At 68.8% G+C, this 16786-nt stretch carries 19 protein-coding genes; 13 read left to right on the top strand and 6 right to left on the bottom strand.

The window, feature by feature from the left end; all coding sequences use genetic code 11:
- Positions 1 to 8: 8 nt before the first annotated feature.
- Positions 9 to 329: a hypothetical protein gene (locus QR78_RS15280; RefSeq protein WP_048428399.1), complete on the bottom strand. Its 321-nt coding sequence runs from the start codon at positions 327 to 329 to the stop codon at positions 9 to 11.
- A 188-nt stretch (positions 330 to 517) separates the two neighbouring features.
- Between QR78_RS15280 and QR78_RS15275 the strand changes: the two genes are divergently transcribed.
- Both QR78_RS15275 and msuE read left to right on the top strand, forming a co-directional pair.
- Positions 518 to 1213 (top strand): HAD family hydrolase, encoded by a 696-nt coding sequence (locus QR78_RS15275; RefSeq protein ID WP_048428398.1) that lies wholly within the window; start codon positions 518 to 520, stop codon positions 1211 to 1213.
- 124 nt (positions 1214 to 1337) lie between these two features.
- The gene (gene msuE / locus QR78_RS15270; RefSeq protein WP_048428397.1) at positions 1338 to 1916 is read left to right on the top strand and encodes an FMN reductase; all 579 of its coding nucleotides are present in this window, start codon (positions 1338 to 1340) and stop codon (positions 1914 to 1916) included.
- Here msuE and QR78_RS15265 read toward each other — a convergent pair.
- The gene (locus QR78_RS15265) at positions 1913 to 2941 is read right to left on the bottom strand and encodes a gamma carbonic anhydrase family protein (protein ID WP_048428396.1); all 1029 of its coding nucleotides are present in this window, start codon (positions 2939 to 2941) and stop codon (positions 1913 to 1915) included. The genes msuE and QR78_RS15265 overlap by 4 nt on opposite strands.
- 264 nt (positions 2942 to 3205) lie before the next feature.
- On the opposite strand from QR78_RS15265, the gene QR78_RS15260 reads away from it, so the two are divergent.
- The 3 genes from QR78_RS15260 (at position 3206) to QR78_RS15250 (ending at position 5462) form a co-directional block, all read left to right on the top strand.
- The gene (locus QR78_RS15260; RefSeq protein ID WP_048428395.1) at positions 3206 to 3661 is read left to right on the top strand and encodes a molybdenum cofactor biosynthesis protein MoaE; all 456 of its coding nucleotides are present in this window, start codon (positions 3206 to 3208) and stop codon (positions 3659 to 3661) included.
- A 132-nt stretch (positions 3662 to 3793) separates the two neighbouring features.
- Complete coding sequence (locus tag QR78_RS15255) at positions 3794 to 4219, top strand: hypothetical protein (RefSeq protein WP_048428394.1); 426 nt, start codon at positions 3794 to 3796, stop codon at positions 4217 to 4219.
- Between the two features lie 88 nt (positions 4220 to 4307).
- Positions 4308 to 5462, top strand: coding sequence for an AI-2E family transporter (locus tag QR78_RS15250; RefSeq protein ID WP_082171642.1), 1155 nt, complete (start codon positions 4308 to 4310; stop codon positions 5460 to 5462).
- 256 nt (positions 5463 to 5718) lie between these two features.
- Here the strand turns inward: QR78_RS15250 and gshB are convergent, their stop codons facing one another.
- Together gshB and QR78_RS15240 are read right to left on the bottom strand one after the other, a co-directional pair.
- Complete coding sequence (gene gshB / locus QR78_RS15245) at positions 5719 to 6675, bottom strand: glutathione synthase (protein WP_048428393.1); 957 nt, start codon at positions 6673 to 6675, stop codon at positions 5719 to 5721.
- A 184-nt stretch (positions 6676 to 6859) separates the two neighbouring features.
- Positions 6860 to 7447 carry a YcgN family cysteine cluster protein gene (locus QR78_RS15240; RefSeq protein ID WP_082171643.1) on the bottom strand — a complete coding sequence of 196 codons (588 nt, stop codon included), beginning with the start codon at positions 7445 to 7447 and terminating at the stop codon, positions 6860 to 6862.
- Positions 7448 to 7704: 257 nt separating this feature from the next.
- On the opposite strand from QR78_RS15240, the gene QR78_RS15235 reads away from it, so the two are divergent.
- The 7 genes from QR78_RS15235 (at position 7705) to QR78_RS15220 (ending at position 14391) form a co-directional block, all read left to right on the top strand.
- Positions 7705 to 9930 carry a transglycosylase domain-containing protein gene (locus tag QR78_RS15235; RefSeq protein WP_048428392.1) on the top strand — a complete coding sequence of 742 codons (2226 nt, stop codon included), beginning with the start codon at positions 7705 to 7707 and terminating at the stop codon, positions 9928 to 9930.
- A gap of 74 nt (positions 9931 to 10004) precedes the next feature.
- On the top strand, positions 10005 to 10286 hold the full coding sequence (locus tag QR78_RS31990; protein WP_053220938.1) for a hypothetical protein: 282 nt from the start codon (positions 10005 to 10007) through the stop codon (positions 10284 to 10286).
- A 237-nt stretch (positions 10287 to 10523) separates the two neighbouring features.
- Positions 10524 to 10742 (top strand): hypothetical protein, encoded by a 219-nt coding sequence (locus QR78_RS31985; protein ID WP_053220937.1) that lies wholly within the window; start codon positions 10524 to 10526, stop codon positions 10740 to 10742.
- Positions 10743 to 10956: 214 nt separating this feature from the next.
- Positions 10957 to 11943 (top strand): glycosyltransferase family 2 protein, encoded by a 987-nt coding sequence (locus QR78_RS32875; RefSeq protein ID WP_082171734.1) that lies wholly within the window; start codon positions 10957 to 10959, stop codon positions 11941 to 11943.
- Positions 11944 to 11990: 47 nt separating this feature from the next.
- A complete protein-coding gene (locus QR78_RS32870; protein ID WP_082171733.1) occupies positions 11991 to 12746 on the top strand; it encodes a CatB-related O-acetyltransferase in 756 nt (251 codons plus the stop codon).
- Positions 12747 to 13093: 347 nt separating this feature from the next.
- Complete coding sequence (locus QR78_RS15225; protein ID WP_082171732.1) at positions 13094 to 13807, top strand: DUF1214 domain-containing protein; 714 nt, start codon at positions 13094 to 13096, stop codon at positions 13805 to 13807.
- The gene (locus QR78_RS15220) at positions 13804 to 14391 is read left to right on the top strand and encodes a DUF1254 domain-containing protein (RefSeq protein WP_048428390.1); all 588 of its coding nucleotides are present in this window, start codon (positions 13804 to 13806) and stop codon (positions 14389 to 14391) included. Before QR78_RS15225 ends, QR78_RS15220 begins: the two co-directional genes overlap by 4 nt.
- Positions 14392 to 14402: 11 nt before the next feature.
- On the opposite strand, the gene QR78_RS15215 is transcribed toward QR78_RS15220, so the two are convergent.
- Both QR78_RS15215 and QR78_RS15210 read right to left on the bottom strand, forming a co-directional pair.
- The gene (locus QR78_RS15215) at positions 14403 to 15182 is read right to left on the bottom strand and encodes a hypothetical protein (protein ID WP_048428389.1); all 780 of its coding nucleotides are present in this window, start codon (positions 15180 to 15182) and stop codon (positions 14403 to 14405) included.
- A gap of 16 nt (positions 15183 to 15198) precedes the next feature.
- Positions 15199 to 15423, bottom strand: a complete 225-nt coding sequence (locus QR78_RS15210; RefSeq protein WP_048428388.1) for a hypothetical protein — start codon at positions 15421 to 15423, stop codon at positions 15199 to 15201.
- Between the two features lie 285 nt (positions 15424 to 15708).
- Here QR78_RS15210 and QR78_RS15205 point away from each other — a divergent pair.
- The coding region (locus QR78_RS15205) for a DUF2336 domain-containing protein (protein ID WP_048428387.1) at positions 15709 to 16786 on the top strand (1078 nt) is incomplete at its 3' end.

The raw sequence follows: 16786 nt of genomic DNA, 5'->3' as shown, positions 1-16786 counted from the left end.
GCCTGGGCTCACGGGCGGAAGCCCGTGCCGATGCCGGCCCGGGGCGGCTGGCCGAGCCAGAGCAGGACCAGGCCGAGGACCAGGGCGACCGGCGCGGCCGGCGAGAGGGTGAAGGGCAGGCCCAGGAGCTTCCACAGCGCCGGCTGCCCGCCTTCCGCCATGGCCTGGAGGCTGGCGGCCCGGTCCTTCATCAGCGCGGAGGCGACGTCGCTGACCGAGGTGACCAGGACGGCGTTGTTGGCGATCGAGCGGGCGCCGTCATAGACGATCCCGACGAAGCCGGCGGCGAGAAGCAAGAGGCCGAGGCAACGGCAGAGGAAGCGGATCATCCAGGGCTCCGGACCGCGCCCCCCGGGACGCGCGGCACCTTGAGTAGTGAGAGGCCCTTGCCGGCGCAAGGATTTGCGGGGGCCGGGGCAAGCGTGAGCGCGGCACCGTGGCGGGTTGATCCCACACGACCCGGCGTGCCACGGCCCCGGCGGACCGACGGCCAGGGGAACGGCATGAGGGGAACGGCATGAGCGGCAGGACGGGCGGGCGACCGGAACTGGTGATCTTCGATTGCGACGGCGTGCTGATCGACAGCGAGCCGATCAGCCTCGCGCGCCTGACCGAGAACCTGCAGCGCATCGGCGTGCCGATCGACCTCGCCACGGTGGCGCGGCGCTTCACCGGCACCAGCATGACCTCGATCATGGCTCACATCGCGACGGATTACGGCGTGCCGACGCCGGAGGGCTTCGTCGACGCGGTGCGGGCCGACACGCTGCGGGCCTTCGACGCCGAACTCCAGGCCATCGCGGGCGTCGCCGCGGTGCTGGAGACGATGCCGGACCGGCGCTGCGTCGCCTCGAGCAGCGATCCCCAGCGCCTGCGCCACGCGCTGGCGCTCACCGGCCTCCTGCGCCACTTCGACGGGCACGTCTTCAGCGCCACCATGGTGTCGCGGGGCAAGCCGTTCCCCGACCTCTTCCTGTACGCCGCCGCGCAGATGGGGGTGGCGCCGGAGGCCTGCGTGGTGATCGAGGACAGCGTGCCGGGCGTCACCGCGGCGCGGGCCGCCGGGATCCCGGCGCTCGGCTTCTGCGGCGGCGGCCACTGGTCGCACGACCGGGCCGGGGCGGATCTTCTGGCCGCCGGCGCCGTCCGGGTCTTCGACGAATTCGCCGACCTGCCCCATCTTCTCGGGACGTGGGACCCAGAGTCCCGTTAAGGGACGGGGAGCCCTGGCACCGGTTTCGCATTGACCTCGCGCGCGCTCCCGGCACAGTCGGGGGCCGCCGCGACCGGTCCCGCGACCCGTTCCGGGAACCCGTCCTCGACAACCGGAGCCCACCGTGAGACCAGCCCGCATCGTCGCCTTCTCGGGCAACGTCCGCCGCCCCTCCCGGACCCGCGTGCTGGTCGAGGCGGTCGCGGCCGAGCTCGGCCGCCGCCGGCCGATCGACCTGAAGCTCTACGACCTCGCCGAGGTCGGCACCGGGCTCGGCGCCACCAGCCGGCAGGCCCTGCCGCTGCCGATCGGCCACATGATCGAGGCGATGGAGGGCGCCGACGGCCTGATCGTCGGCTCGCCGGTCTATAACGGCTCGTATTCGGGCCTGTTCAAGCACGTGATCGACTTCCTCGACCCCGCCGCCATCGCCGGCAAGCCGGTGGTCCTGACCGCGACCGGCGGCGGGCCGCGCCACGCCCTGATGGTCGAGCACCAGCTGCGCCCGCTCTTCGGCTTCTTCACCGCCCACGTGGCCCCGACGGCGGTCTATGCCGGCGAGGCCGAGATCGAGGACGGCGCGGTCAGCGATCCGCGGGTCGCCGAGCGGGTCGCGGCGGCGGCGGCCGAGCTCGGCCACCTCCTCGACGTGGCCGAGGCGGCCCGCCGGGCCGGATCGGGACGGGCGGCGGCGGGTCTCTAACCTTCCCCGCCCGACCGCGCCTGGAGCCGGCGGAAGGTCCGGCCGTAGGCCGCGTAGCTCGCCACCGTCCGGGCCATCATGGCGCGGCGCTCCGAATCGAGGCGCGCGAGCGTCCGGGCCGGGCGCCCGCCCCAGAGCCATCCCGATTCTAGGACCTGCCCGGGATCGGTGGCGCTGCCGGCGGCCAGCAGCACGTCGGCCTCCACCACCGTGCCGGGGCTGAGGCGGGCACCCATGCCGATGAGGCAGTGCGGCCCGATGCGGCCGTCGCCGGCGCGCACGTTGTGGCCGAGCGTGGTGTCGTGCTCGATCACCAGGCCCTCGCCGCGGGTGTGGAGCGCGCAATTGTCCTGCACGTTGACGTTGGCGCCGACGACGATCGGCCCGAGCCCGGCCTCCAGCCGGCAGGAGAAGAACACGCTCGCCCCCGGCGCCAGGGCGACCCGGCCGTGCAGCCGCGCGGTGCGGGCGACGAACACGCCGGGATCGGGCTCGAAGGCCTCGCCCGGGGCGGCGGCCGGCTCGGCGGCGGCGGCCTCGCGCAGGCGCTCGGCCCGCTCCGCCCGCTCACCGGGAGCGAGCGGCCGCACCGGCCGGGCCGGGCTGCCGGCGCAGACGAAGCCCGCCGGCAGGGTGGTACGCGGAAACACCGTGCTGCCGGCCTCGATCAGCACCCCGTCCTCGATCACGGACCCGTCGAGGACGACGCACTCCTCCTCGATCACGCACTCGTCCCCGACCGTGCAGGCATGCACCACCGCGTCGCGCCCGACCGTGACCCGGTCGCCGACGATGCAGGGATACATCTCGGCGGCGATGTGCAGGGTCGAGCGGGCGCCGAGCCAGAACCGGTCGCCCACCACGACGTCGTGGCCGTCGGCCCGGATCACCGATTCGTCGCCGAGCCAGGCCTGGGCGCCGAGGCTCGCCCGCCCGATCACCGCGCTGCCACGGCCGCACCAGACCGGACGGGCCGCGAAGGTCGGCTCGGTGTCGTCGTAGGGGAGGAGGAGGTCTGGGGTCACGGGGCGGGTCCTCCGTCCGGCCGACCGCGCGGCCGGCCGTTCCTTCCCTCTCTCTACCCCCGCCCGGCCGCCGCCGACAGCCCGGCCGCGTCGGCGGCGGGTCTCGGCGCGGGCGCGTCCGTGCTAAGCAGATTTCGCCGAAGTGGATACCGGTTCGGCGGCAAGAATCTGCGACGAAACAAGAACCTAAGCGGGCGGAGCGTTGGCCTGCCAATGCAAGTCTGCTTAGAGAAGCCCCGTCAGACCCCTCCGTGCGGACCCGCCATGACCCCTCGCCTCTCGATCCAGCCCGAGCCCTTCGACGTCGCGGCGGAGATCGCCGCCCTCACGGCGGAGCTCGGCGGGCGGGCGGGCGCCATCGTCAGCTTCACCGGCCTGTGCCGCGACGAGGACGGGAGGCTCGCCGCCCTGGAGCTCGAGCATTATCCCGGCATGGCCGAGGCCGAGATCGGCCGGGTGCTCGACGAGGCCGCCGGGCGCTGGCCGCTCCAGGGCGCGGTGGCGATCCACCGCCACGGCCTGGTACGCCCGGGCGAGGGCATCGTGCTGGTGCTCGCCGCCTCCGCCCACCGTACCGCCGCCTTCGAGGCCGCGAGCTTCCTGATGGACTACCTCAAGACCCGCGCCCCGTTCTGGAAGCGCGAGCACCATGCCGACGGTACGCTCGGCGGCTGGGTCGAGGCGACCGAGCACGACGCGGCCGCCGCAGAGCGGTGGTGAGCCGGCCCGGGACGCCGCCGCGCGCGGGAAATCCGCGAAACGGGGGCGCGTGGGGCGTGGGAAGCGGGGATTGCGGACAATTCGAGCGGTCGGGCTGAGGATTCGCTGACCGGGCTCGGGCAAGCTCGGCCCATGATCCGCGACCACAGATCCTCCGACCCGCTGCCGTTCGATCCCTTCAGCGCGCGCAACCTCGCGATGGTCTGCGCGCTCGTCGGGCTCGTCACCCTCCTGATCTCCGAGCGGCCGACGCCCGGGGGCGTGCTGCTGGCCTGGGGCGGCCTCGTCGGCTGGGCCTTGCTGCGCGTGTTCGGGCGCGCGCCGCAACCGGTGCGCCGAAAAGTTCGTCCTCGGCCGATGCCGGTCGTCGAGATCCTGGAGCCGGAGGAATGGGCACCCCGGCGCCCGGCGCCGACCCTGGCGCTGCCGAAACCCATCGCCCTGCCCAAGGGGATGACGGCGGCCGAGCCGGTCGCCGCTCCGGCGGAGGCGGCCTGGAGCACACCGGCCCATCCCGCCGTCCTCGCCGGCGTGCGGCGCCGGCGCGAGGAGGGATAAAAGCCGGTCCGCGGTCGCCGGACGGCCGCGCGGGGCTATCTGTGCGGCAGGGCGGCCATGCGGGCCGCCAGCGGAGAGATCGCCGGACATGCCCGTTTCCCCCTCGCAGGACGCGTCGTCCCAGGGCGTCCCCCGCGCCGCCTGGACGAGCACCCGCTCGCTCGTCCTCGCGGGGATCGGGGTGGTGGCGTTCACCGCCGCCCTGCTGCTGGCCTGGCACTCGGCCGACACCCTGCTGCTGATCTTCGCCGGAATCCTGTTCGCGGTCTTCCTCGACGGGCTCACGCACTATCTCGGCCGCGTCGTCCCGCTCGGGCACGGGTTCCGGCTGGCGATCGTCAGCCTGCTGCTCACGGTCCTGATCCTCGGCATGGTCGGGCTCGGCGGCGCCACCGTGGCGGGGCAGGCCCAGCGCCTGGGCCAGACGCTGCGGGAGCAGTCCGGCACCGTGAAGTCCTGGCTCGATGCCCGCGGGGTCGACACCCGCTTCCTCGATTTCGGCAAGCTCAAGGATGCGGCCGCCCAGCGTGGGCCCCAAGGCGGCGCGGCGGAGGAGGAGCGCCCGAAGGGCCCGAGCCTGCCGAGTCCCGGAACGCTGCTCTCGGGTGCCGGCAGCGTGCTCGGCCAGGCCTCCACGGTGGCGCTTGCGGTGTTCGGCGCCATCGGCAACGTGTTCATCGTGGTGGTGCTCGGGCTGTTCGTCGCCGCCGAACCGCGCACCTACCGCGACGGGCTGCTGCGCTTCGTGCCCTCGCGCCAGCGCACGCATGCGGCCTCCGTCGCCGACGACATCGGGATCACGCTCCGCCACTGGCTGTTCGGCCAGCTCGTCGTGATGGCGGCGATCTTCGTCTGCGTCTGGCTCGGGCTGACGCTCGTCGGCATCGACGGGTCCCTGGTCCTCGGGCTCCAGGCGGGCCTGCTCTGCTTCATCCCGACCATCGGGGCCCTGGTGGCCGGCATCATCATCGTGCTCGCCTCCCTCGCCTCGGGGCTGAAGGGCGTGGTCGCCGGGATGGCCGTCTACCTCCTGGTGCAGACCCTCGAGAGCTACGTGCTGACGCCCTTCGTGCAGAAGCGGGCCCTCGACATCCCGCCCGCCACCCTGTTCGCCGGCCAGATCCTGCTCGGCGTGCTGTTCGGCCTCTGGGGCGTCGCCCTGGCGCTGCCGCTGATGGCGGTCGCCAAGGTGCTGCTCGACCGGCTCTACATCGAGGACACGCTGGGGGAGAATGCGGGCTGAGGGCGCCCTTCCAACGGGGCTCGACCATCCCGAAAGACACCCCGGGGGATCGTCACATCCGATCCTCCCACCTCATCCTGAGGTGGTGGTCGATCGAAGATCGACCAACCTCGACGGAGGGCTCCAGTGATCTCGGAGACGTCTGGAGGCCTCCTGAGGTGTCAGTCCATCACCGATGGACTGACACCTCAGGATGAGGTCGCGGGCAGGCTGAGAGCCGCCCGCCCGGTCGAACAGCCTCTCGGCTCCGACGGGGTCAGGCGCTCTGCGGCTTCGTCACCTTGGCCTCGATCGCCTCCCAGACCGGAACCGCGAGGTCGGGGCCGCCGAGACGCTTGATCGCCCGGATGCCGGTCGGCGAGGTAACGTTGATCTCGGTGAGGTTGCCGTCGATCACGTCGATGCCGACGAGGATCAGGCCGCGCCGGCGCAATTCCGGACCGATCGCCGCGCAGATCTCCTGCTCGCGCGGGGTGAGCGCCGTGGCGCCGCCCTTGCCGCCCCGCACCATGTTGGAGCGGATGTCGTTGGCCGCCGGCACCCGGTTGACGGCGCCCAGCGGCTCGCCGTCGACCAGGATGATGCGCTTGTCGCCCTCGGTGATCCGCGGCAGGAAGCGCTGCACCACCCAGGGCTCCCGGAAGGTGACCGAGAACAGGTCGAACATAGAGCCGAAATTCGGGTCGTCGGGGAGCACCCGCAGCACCGCGGCGCCGCCATGCCCGTGCAGCGGCTTCATCACCACGGCGCCGTGCTCGGCGCGAAATTCCTCGATCTCCTGCTTGTCGCGGGTGATCAGGGTCGGGGGCATCAGCTCCGGATAGGCGGTGACAAAGAGCTTCTCGGGGGCGTTGCGCACCTCGAACGGGTTGTTCACCACGAGCGTGTGGGGATGGATGCGCTCGAGCAGGTGCGTCGCCGTGATGTAGGCGAGGTCGAAGGGGGGGTCCTGGCGCATCAGCACCACGTCGACCGTGGCCAGATCGACCCGCTCCTGGGCGCCGAGTTGCGCGTGGTCGCCCTCGACGTCCTGCACCCGCAGGGGCTCGACCCGGGCGGTGACGCGCCCGTCGCGCATCGAGAGCCGGTCGGGCGTGTAGTGCAGCAGCGTGTGGCCGCGGCGTTGCGCCTCGAGGAGCAGCGCGAAGGTGGTGTCGCCGGCGATGCGGATCGCCTGGATCGGGTCCATCTGGACCGCGACGGTGAGGGCCATGTCGGGAGATCTCCGGTCGCCCGGGGTTATCGGGCGGCCCGCGCCCGATGGCAACGGCGGTGACGGAAAGGAGGCCCCGCGCGCCAAGCGCAGCGGGGCCCCGAGTCGGGGAGGAAACGCCCATGAGCGTCGGTAGAGACCGAGCAAGTCGCATGCCAACGCGACGGATCGGGGCTGCCCGACCTCACTCCCCGCCCTGCGGGTCCTTCTGAGGGTCCTGCCCCGGCCAGTCGACGATGCGATCCAGCAATTCTTCGGTCTCGAACTCCTCCTCGGTGCCGCTGACGCGTCCGCGCACCGAGATGCCGGCCTCGTGCACGGTGCGGCGGGTCCCGGAGACCAGAGGGTGCCACCAGGGCAGGTCGTGCCCGTCCCGCACCAGGCGGTAGCCGCAGGTCGGCGGCAGCCAGGACAGGGTGCGGACCGCCTCCGGCGTCAGGCGGACGCAGTCCGGCACCTTCTTCTGGCGCCGCGGATAGTCGCGGCAGCGGCAGGACGCCGCATCGAGGAGGGTGCAGCCGATATCGGTGTAGTGGATCTCGGCCGTGTCCTCGTCCTCGAGCTTCAGGAGGCAGCAGCGGCCGCAGCCGTCGCACAGGCTCTCCCACTCCGCCGGGCTGAACTCCTCCAGGCTCCGGCCGCGCCAGAACGGGGCCGCGGCCTTGAGGGAAGCGGAGGGCTTGGAGGTGGAGGGCTTGGAAACGGAGGATTTGGAGGCGGACGGTTTGCCCGCGGGGGATTTCGGGATGGAGGATTCGGGGGCGTCGGCCACGGACGTTCGGCCTCGAGGGCGCCGGAGGACCGGGCGCGGATGCGGGGAAGGCGGATGGGAGGCCCCTCCCCTGCCGCACCCTCGCCCCGAGGGCAAGCGCGGCCGAACGGGGCTCCGCATTCCTGCGACGTCGTGTCGGCGCGTTCGTGCCCCATATACTGCATGGAAGGCGGGCGATCCGCCTCTCTGCCGCCCCGGTCTCGCGCTAGAGTGCGGGGCTTGATAGACCCGACCGCGCGCCCATCCGAGGACTCGTCGTGCCCGAGAACCGGCCCACCAACCGGCTGACCCAGCTCCGGACCCGCCTGTCCCGCGGGGCGCTCGGCTTCGACGCCTGGATGAACGACGCGCTGTTCAGCGGCGGCCGCTCGTTCGGCGAGGGCTATGGCCGCTTCGCCGAGAAGATCCAGCGGCGCTTCCGGGTCACCGGCGTCAAGCGGTTCGTCCTCGACCTCGCCAGCGAGGGCGTGACCCTCGGGCTCGCCGGCGGCGTGGTGATGCTGACGCTCGCCCAATCGGCCTTCAACCAGACCAGCGAGAACTGGCTGAAGGCGCCGGACCTCGCCGTCACCTTCCTCGACCGCTACGGCACCGAGGTCGGGCGGCGCGGCATCAAGCACGACGATTCGCTGCGCATCGACGAGTTTCCCGACATCCTGATCAAGGCGCTGATCTCGACCGAGGACCGGCGCTTCTACGAGCATTGGGGCATCGACCCGATCGGCACGCTGCGTGCCGTCACCGTGAACGCGCGGGGCGGCGGCCACGTCCAGGGCGGCTCCTCGCTGACCCAGCAGCTCGCCAAGAACCTCTTCCTGTCGAACGAGCGCTCGCTCGAGCGCAAGATCAACGAGGCGTTCCTGGCCTTGTGGCTCGAATGCCACCTGACCAAGAACGAGATCCTGAAGCTCTACCTCGACCGGGCCTATATGGGCGGCGGCACCTTCGGCGCGTCGGCCGCGGCGGATTACTATTTCGGCAAGAGCCTCAAGGACATCACCCTGCCGGAGGCGGCCATGCTGGCCGGCCTGTTCAAGGCGCCGACGAAATACGCCCCCCACGTCAACCTGCCGGCGGCCCGCGCCCGCGCGGCCGACGTGCTGCACAACATGGTGGAGGCCGGCTACCTGACCGAGGGCCAGATCCAGTCGGCCCTGCGCAACCCGGCGACGCCGGTGACGCGCTCGCGCGACATCAGCGCCGACTACTACCTCGACTGGGCCTTCAACGAGATCAAGAAGCTCGTCGACGAGGGCAAGCTGAAGAAGGAGCGGGTCCTGGTCGTGAAGACCCCGCTCGACCTCGCGATCCAGAAGCGGGCCGACCAGGCGGTGGAGAATGTTTTGCGCCAGTTCGGCGACGCCTTCGACGTCGAGCAGGCGGCCCTCGTCACCATGGATCCGGACGGGGCGGTGCGGGCGATGGTCGGCGGGGCCGATTACGGCCAGAGCCAGTTCAACCGCGCCACCGATGCGCTGCGCCAGCCCGGCTCCTCGTTCAAGCCCTACGTCTACGCCGCGGCCCTCGCCACCGGGCAGTGGCGGCCCGAGAGCAAGGTCGTCGACCGGCCGGTCTGCATCGGCAACTGGTGCCCGGCGAACTACGGCCGCTCCTTCGCCGGCACGGTGCCGCTCTGGGTCGCGGTGGCGAAATCGATCAACACCATCCCGGTGCAGTTCTCGATCGCCATGGGCAAGCAGCTCGGCGAGACCCACGACGCCCGTGCCGCCAAGCTCGGGCGGGCCAAGATCATCGAGTTGTCCCACAAGATGGGCATCACCTCGAACCTGGTCGATTCGGTCTCGCTGCCGATCGGCTCGGCCGAGGTCACGGTGATCGACCAGGCCGCCGGCTACTCGGTCTTCGCCAATGGCGGCAAGCGCGCCAAGCCCTACGCGGCGACCGAGATCCGCACCGGCGCCGGCGAGGTGATCTACCGCCACGACACCAGCGAGCCGGCCCCCGAGCAGGTGCTCTCGACCCGCGTCGTCGCCGACATGAACTTCATGTTGAACAAGGTCGTCGACGAGGGCACCGGGCGCAAGGCGGCGATCGAGGGCGTGCGCACCGCCGGCAAGTCCGGCACCACCAACGCCTACCGCGACGCCTGGTTCGTCGGCTATACCGGCAACCTCGTCACCGCCGTCTGGTACGGCAACGACGACCATTCCTCGACCAAGAACATGACCGGCGGCTCGCTGCCGGCGATGACCTTCCACAAGGTGATGGCCCCGGCCCACCAGGGCATCGAGATGAAGCCCTTGCCGGGCTTCGATACCGACAAGGTGAGTGCCCGCACCGCGCAAGCCGCGGCCCCGACCACGCCGCCCCCCGGCGCCCCGGCGGGCGCCCTGTCGCGCCGCTCCTTCGAGGTGCTGGGGGGCTTAGGCCAGCTCTTCCGCTCGGTCGAGAGCCCGCGGCCGGGGCGGGCGGCGTTCAACGTGATCGACCGGCCCGGCTCGCCCGGCAGCTCGTCGAACTAGAGCGGCGGGCCCGCACGGGGCCTATACGGAGCTGACCTGCATCCGACAGACCACACGCGACGGACTCGGAACGGATGACGACGGCTTTCACCCATTGGCATTCCGGTCCCCCGTATTTCGACTTCGTCGCCAGGATGGCGCGCGCCAAGAATGCGCGGGGCTTCTTGGAAGTCGGCGTCCGGGACGACACCACCCTGTCGCGGATCGACTGCCCGAGCATCGGCGTCGATCCGTTCTTCCAGACCACCGGCAACGTGATCGGAAAGAAGACGAACCTTCATCTCTATCAGATGACGAGCGACGACTTTTTCGTGATTACGAACCGAGTAGGATCATCAACGCGCCGATCGACGTGATCTTCCTGGATGGGCTGCACCAGTTCGAATACCTGCTGCGCGACTTCATCAACAGCGAGAAGGCGACGCATCGCCACGGCTTGATCATGCTGGACGATTGCCTGCCCGCCAATGCCGAGATGACCGAGCGCACCCACAACCCGGAGGGACGCGCGAACAGGGACCTGGCGGGGTGGTGGACCGGCGACGTCTGGACGCTGCTGCCGGTCCTGGAGACAATACCGCCCCGACCTGCGGGTGACCGCCGTCGACGTGCGCCCGACGGGCAGCATCTGCATCACCGACCTCGATCCGTCCTCCACGATCCTGGAGCGGAACTACTACGCCATCCTGGACGAGTATCGCGGGATCATGATGGACGACGCCCTGTGCGCGCGCTTCTACGACGGCCGGACGATCGCCGAGGCCGACACGATCCTGGACGGGTTCGAGGCGTCGCTGTTCGTCGGGCCTTGAGCCTCGACAGGCACGACAGAGCGAGATACGGCAAAACCAAGCCTTGACTCCGACAGGGGCGGCAACCGCGCTGCTCCTTCGAGACACTTGGGCAGCTTCGGAACCCTGGTCCTAGTGATAGGATCGGGCGCCCAGCCCCTGGGCGGCAGGGCTCAATGTCGTTGACGACGCAGAAATCCTATATGCGCCGCAGCATAAGGCGAGGATCAAAAAAATGAAGTTTGTAGCCGTTACACGCATTCTGGACGAAGCAGATATTGTCGAAGCCTTTGTGCGACATACGGCGCATTTTGTTAGCCACCATATCTTTATGGACAATGGAAGCAATGATGGAACCATTGATATCTTGAAATCCTTGGCTGGCGAAGGTTTCAAGATAACAGTATTTCAGAATAAATCGGTTCACTACAATGAAAGGGAGTTTAATACTTTTCTCTACAAGGAAGCAGTGGATCGACATGCAGCGGATTGGGTTGTATTTCTCGACGCAGATGAATTTATCGATGATAGCAAACTAGAACTTTCATTTGTCGACTATTTTAATAAATTGAGCACGTTGCACAACCCGATTCATTGCGTCAAAATTCCAATGGTAAATTATCAATATACCCGTCAAGACAACCAGAGCGAAATTATAACACCGCTACGAGTTACAAAGCGGCTTGCGCCACTCAATTCTCACAAAGTGATTGTAAGTTCAAAAATTAGAAAAAACAATATTATGATAGATAATGGTTCGCATCGCGTTCTTTGCAACGGGTACGATGTTCCAGAAGAAATTGTAGAGCAGAATTTATGGCTTGCACATTTCTCAGAGCGGTCCCCATATCAGATTGTTGTTAAATTTGTCAGAGGATGGGCCAAGATTCTTGCCGCCGGTGACGATGTGGTGAAGTCTGGCGCAAGCGACCATTATAGAGGACCGTATTACATTATCAAAGATCGACCGCATGAACTTCTTCAAAATGAATGGTTCATGACGCGTAAGAACGAATCGCCTGATTTGATTGAAGATCCCGCTAAATATCGCGGCGGTCCGCTGAAGTATACTCAAGGCGCTCAGGAGGCGATGATCGCCGTTCGCAGCTTAATGGGCTATGTGACCGATTTGGCTACGCAACACGGGCGATTGATCGATAGCGACCCGTCTGTTAGGAAAATGGTCGAGCAATGGGGGTCGAACCACAATCAGATTATTTGAGCGCGCTGGCTGATCACTGCATTGCCATCAAATAGCGAGTTATAACAATGATTTTTGACGCACAGCTTCGTCACAATCTTGCGCATGCCGGAGCCGAAACTTTTCATGGTGACGGCGCGTTCATATCAGATACATTTTCTTTTGAAGCGCCATGCGGAATAAAATCGATGGAAATACATCACGAGTCGAGCATGGGTGCTTTCAGTTACGGAGTAAGTGGATTTTTTTCTGAAACCAGTATCGGAAGATACTGCTCGATGGGAGAGGGCATTCAATGCGGGCGAGGAGCACATCCAACATCGTGGCTAAGCACTAGTCCGTTCTTTTATTGCCACGGCACTCGCATGTTCGATTTGGGAACCGGATTTTCCGGCTGGGAAAAATACCACGACTATCAACCGACCCATCCCGTGACCCACCCACATGTCTCAAATGGTAGAAATACACCCAATTTTATTGCCAAAACTGTTATTGGTAATGATGTCTGGATTGGACATGCATCCTTTATAGGCCAAGGACTAACAATAGGAGATGGCGCGGTTATTGCTGGACATTCTGTCGTCACTAAAAACGTACCGCCGTTCGCGATCGTGGGTGGAAATCCTGCTCAAATTATTGGCTTTCGGTTCGATCCTCGGCAGATCGGCAAACTGCTTGATCTAGCTTGGTGGCGCTTCACGCCGTGGGATCTTCGAAATATAGATTATAGCAATATTGACGCTGCTATCGAGAGACTGCAAGATGTTTCTCGGAATATTGCTCCTTATCAACCTGGATATGTAAATATTAAATCATTGAAATAAAGATTACAGCAGTAATTTTGTCGGCGAAGTGCCATTCTCGCAATACACCTTCATTCGAGGGGTATATTTTGAGAAATTTATAGATCTACGCTCTCGCTCAAGAGCGTACCTAGTACACATGGTGCAACTTATATAATATATCTGTCGTTTAGAGGTGAAAATCACGATGGTGCGTGTTCATTTCGACCGCGATTCATGCTCGACATTCATCGCTGCGCAGAACCCGGGATAGGGTCGGGATGCGTGATGCTTCGTCGGCGTCCGTGAAACTCCGATGGGCACGTCGCCGGTGGTCCGTCAGTAAAACCCGTTTGGCCCTGGCTCCATCTGCGCTAGACACGCCTACGATGCTGACCAAGAAAGTCGCCCCTCAGGCCCCCGTGCGCGCTGCGTCCCCTTTCCTCCAGCGGCCGCCATTGAGGCTCCTGCACGGGGTCGCGCCCCTGCGCCGGGTCGGGACCGTCGGGCTGGTGCTCTACGCCCTCGTCCTCGGCGCGGGCCTCGGTCTCGCCACGGCCAACTGGGCGACGCGGGGGCGCTATCCGTTCGGGGGCGTCGTCCTCAACGCCTGGACGGCCTGGCCGAAGATCGGCGCGCGGGACGCCGATCCCTACGTGCGGGCGATCCATGCCCGCACCGGCGAGGTGCCGCTGGCGCTCGGCGAGGGGCTGCTGCTCACCGCGCTCACCGACGAATCCGGGCGCCGGCTCGATCCGTCCTGCCGCTACCGCATCGCCGGGGCCACCCCGCCGTCCCGGGCCTGGACCCTGACGGTGGAGCGGCGCGGTCGGACGAAGGCCGAGGCCGCCGGTGAACCCGCGGGCGAGACCGGCATGGCGCCGCGCACCGGCTTTACCTCCACGGAGGTGCTGCGCGACCGCGACGGCCGCTTCGCCGTGACGTTGAGCCCCACCGTGCAGCCCGGCAACTGGCTGCCGATGCCGGCGGGCGAAGGCTCGATCCGGCTGGTGCTGCGCCTCTACGACACGCCGGTGGCGGCGAGCACCGGCGTGCTCGAACGCGAGGGCGTGCCCTCGATCACCCGGGAGGATTGCCCGTGACGCCGTTCGGCCGCTTCCTCCTCGCCACCCTGTGCGGCCTCGTGCTGGCGGGTCTCGTCCACGTCGCGGCGGTGCTGGCGATCCCCTACCTCGCCACCGGCGACGCCCTGAGCCAGGCCCGCGCCACGCTCGCCAACGACACCTCGGTGCTGGTCCACGCCGTCGAGACCGGCGGCAAGGCCGAGGGCGCGCCGGCCGCGGGCTGGCTGCCGCGGCAGGACCCGGCGGTGGCGGTCGGCATCTGCGCCTACGACCTCGACGACGGCCCGGTGCGGATCACCGCCGAGACCGGCCCGCTCCTCGAGACGATCGCGCTGCACGGCCGCAACGGCGCCTACTATGCCATTACCGATCAGGCGGCCCTGCGCGGCACCGTCGAGCTCGTGATCATGACCAAGCGCCAGTACGACGAGGCACTGGCCAGCGCCGACGAGGACGAGCGCAACCGCGACATGCGGATCGTCGCCCCGAGCCGGGAGGGCTTCGTCAGCATCCGGGTGCTGGCCGCCCTGCCGAGCCAGCAGGCCCTCGCCAACGAGGCCGCCCGCTCGGTCTCCTGCACCATCGACGGGCCGGACGAGTAGGACCGGAGCCCTTATCCCTTGCGCACCAGCACCGCCGGGCCGGGCTCCGGCGGGACGAGGCCGCAGCGCGCCTCGGCATCCGGCGGCAAGAGCGGGTCGAGGAGGGTGCGGCGCGAGTCGAGGAACGCGAGGGCGCGCTCGCCGGCCACCGCCTCCTCCTCGGGGGCGGCGATCAGCAGGTGCTCGAGGGCGTAGCGGTAGGAGGCCGTGCGGGCCCCCGTCTCCAGCCGCACCCAGGCGATGAGGCAGCGGTTCTCCGCCACCCGCATCGCGGCGCTGCGCACGTCGCGGTCGTCGAGGGTGGTGATGAAGGGCAGGCTCTGCAGCCGCGTCAGGTCGGCCCGCACCACCCGGGACGCGGTCTCGGCGAAGGCCGGCACCAAGCGGCCGTCGGCCACCATGTCGTCGGAGAGGCGCCGGTAGCGCGAGATCACCGAGCGGTACGGCCCGGCGGTGATCGCCTCGTAATAGGCGGCGGGGTCCGACAGGCGCCAGCCGACCGGCAGCACCCGGGCGCGGGTGAGGTTGTCGAGGGCGGCCTCGAACAGGCTGCGCTCGCGCGCCGGCATCAGGAAGCGCCAGGCCCGGTCGCGCAACGCCCGCTCGTCCTCCGTGAACGGAAACAGCGAGGCCGCCTCGCCGCGCTCATGCGCCGCGATGGTGCCGGCGGCGTCGATCAGGCTGTTCCAGGCGGTGGGGGCCGGCCGGCCGAAATCGCCCTGCTGGACGCAGGACGCCACCAGGGGCGCGGCCAGCAGCACGCCGCCGATCAGGAGACCACGCGCGGACATGACCCGGACCCTCGGTTCAGCGCGTCCGGCGCCGCTCGGGGGCGGGCCGGTCCGTCTCGGCGGGATCGGGCAGCCTCTCATAGCGCACTCCCGTGAACAGCAGGATCGTGCCGCGGACCGGGTCCGCCGCAGGGTGATCGGCCGGGCCGCATGCGCCGCCGCGGAGGACGCAGGCGCGGCGCGGGCCTTCGGCCCGGAACGGGATGATGTCCGCCGAGGGACGTCGCTGGTGGCCGATCATGCGCGCTCTCCCGCCTCTCCACGTCCCTCCGGGACCGCCGCCCGTCGCGGCTTCACGGGGGGACGAAAGCACGGGCATGGTTAACGGACTGTTTCCGGGCCGCCGCTCCCGAGGGGCGGGCGGGCCGGCGGCGTAAACCATCGGTGAGCGGATCGGCGCGAATCCGCGCGTCATCCCCGTTGTCCCCAGGCTCCGCCCCGGCCCGTGCCCGCAGCCTTAAGCGTCGCTTTACGCGGCCCCTCGCATTCTCGGGGTCGCTTTCATGTTCTGCGTATCCGATCGCCCATGGCCCGCTCCGCCGCCGACGCTCCGCCGGACCTGTCCGGCCTCCTCGATCTCGCACGAGACCGGCGTCTCGACATGAAACCGGTCCTGCTGCGGGTGCAGACGGACCTTTTCCGAGCGGCCCCCGTGCGGGACGTCGCGACGATCCGGGCCTTCGAGGCCCTGGCCTGCGGGCTGATCCCGACGGTGGATGCCGCCACCGCCGAGATCGTCGCCCAGAAGCTCGCGCCGCTCCCCGACACGCCCCAGAGCGTGCTGGCGCTGCTGGCCGCGCAGGGCGGCGGCGCCCGCGACGCGGTGCTGGCCGGAAGCCCGGTCCTGACGACGGCCCTGCTCGAGGCCGCCGGCAGCGGCCCGGGCCTCGACGCGGTGCTGGCCCGCCGCACCGATCTCGGCCGGGCCCTGATCGAGGATCTGAGCCTGCGCGGCGACCCCGACGTCGACCGGGCGCTCGCCGGCAATGCCGGTGCGCCGCTCGCCGGGCCGGCCCTGGAGCGGCTGGTCGAGCGGGCGCGCCGCCAAACGGACCTCGCCGCCCTGCTTCTCTCCCGCGACGACCTGCCGGCCGTCGACCTCGCCCCGCTCTACCTCCAGGCCGGGCCCGAGCGCCGGACCGCGATCCGGGACGGCGTGGCGGCCCGGGCGGCGTTGCGGCCCCAGGGCCGGGCCGGGATGCGCGCCGCCGGCGCGGCCCTCACCGCCTTCGCGGGCCGGGGCGAGCCGGAGCGGTTCGAGGCGGCGCTCGGCGAGGCCCTCGGCATGCCGGGAGCGTGCTTCCGCGCCACCGAGCCGGAGCGCCGCGACCTCCTGGCCCTGGCGCTGCGCGCCGCCGACCTCGCCGAGGAGGAGGCGGTGTTCATCTTCCTGCGCCTCGATCCCTCGATCGCCCGCTCGGTCGACGCAGTGTTCGGCCTCACGAAGCTGTTTCGCTCGATGGACGCCGCCACCGCGCGCGACCTCGTCGCCTCGATCCTCGGCAGCGAACCGGCCGCCCGCGGCGCGACGCCCGACCAGCATCGTCCGGCCCACGGCCCGGCCTCGCCGCGCCTGCGCCCGGCGGCGGCGGCGGCCCCGGCCC

The sequence above is a fragment of the Methylobacterium indicum genome (assembly GCF_001043895.1).
GTDB lineage: Bacteria > Pseudomonadota > Alphaproteobacteria > Rhizobiales > Beijerinckiaceae > Methylobacterium > Methylobacterium indicum.
Note: the sequence above shows the minus strand (reverse complement) of the source record. Positions and strands in the feature narration are given on the sequence as shown.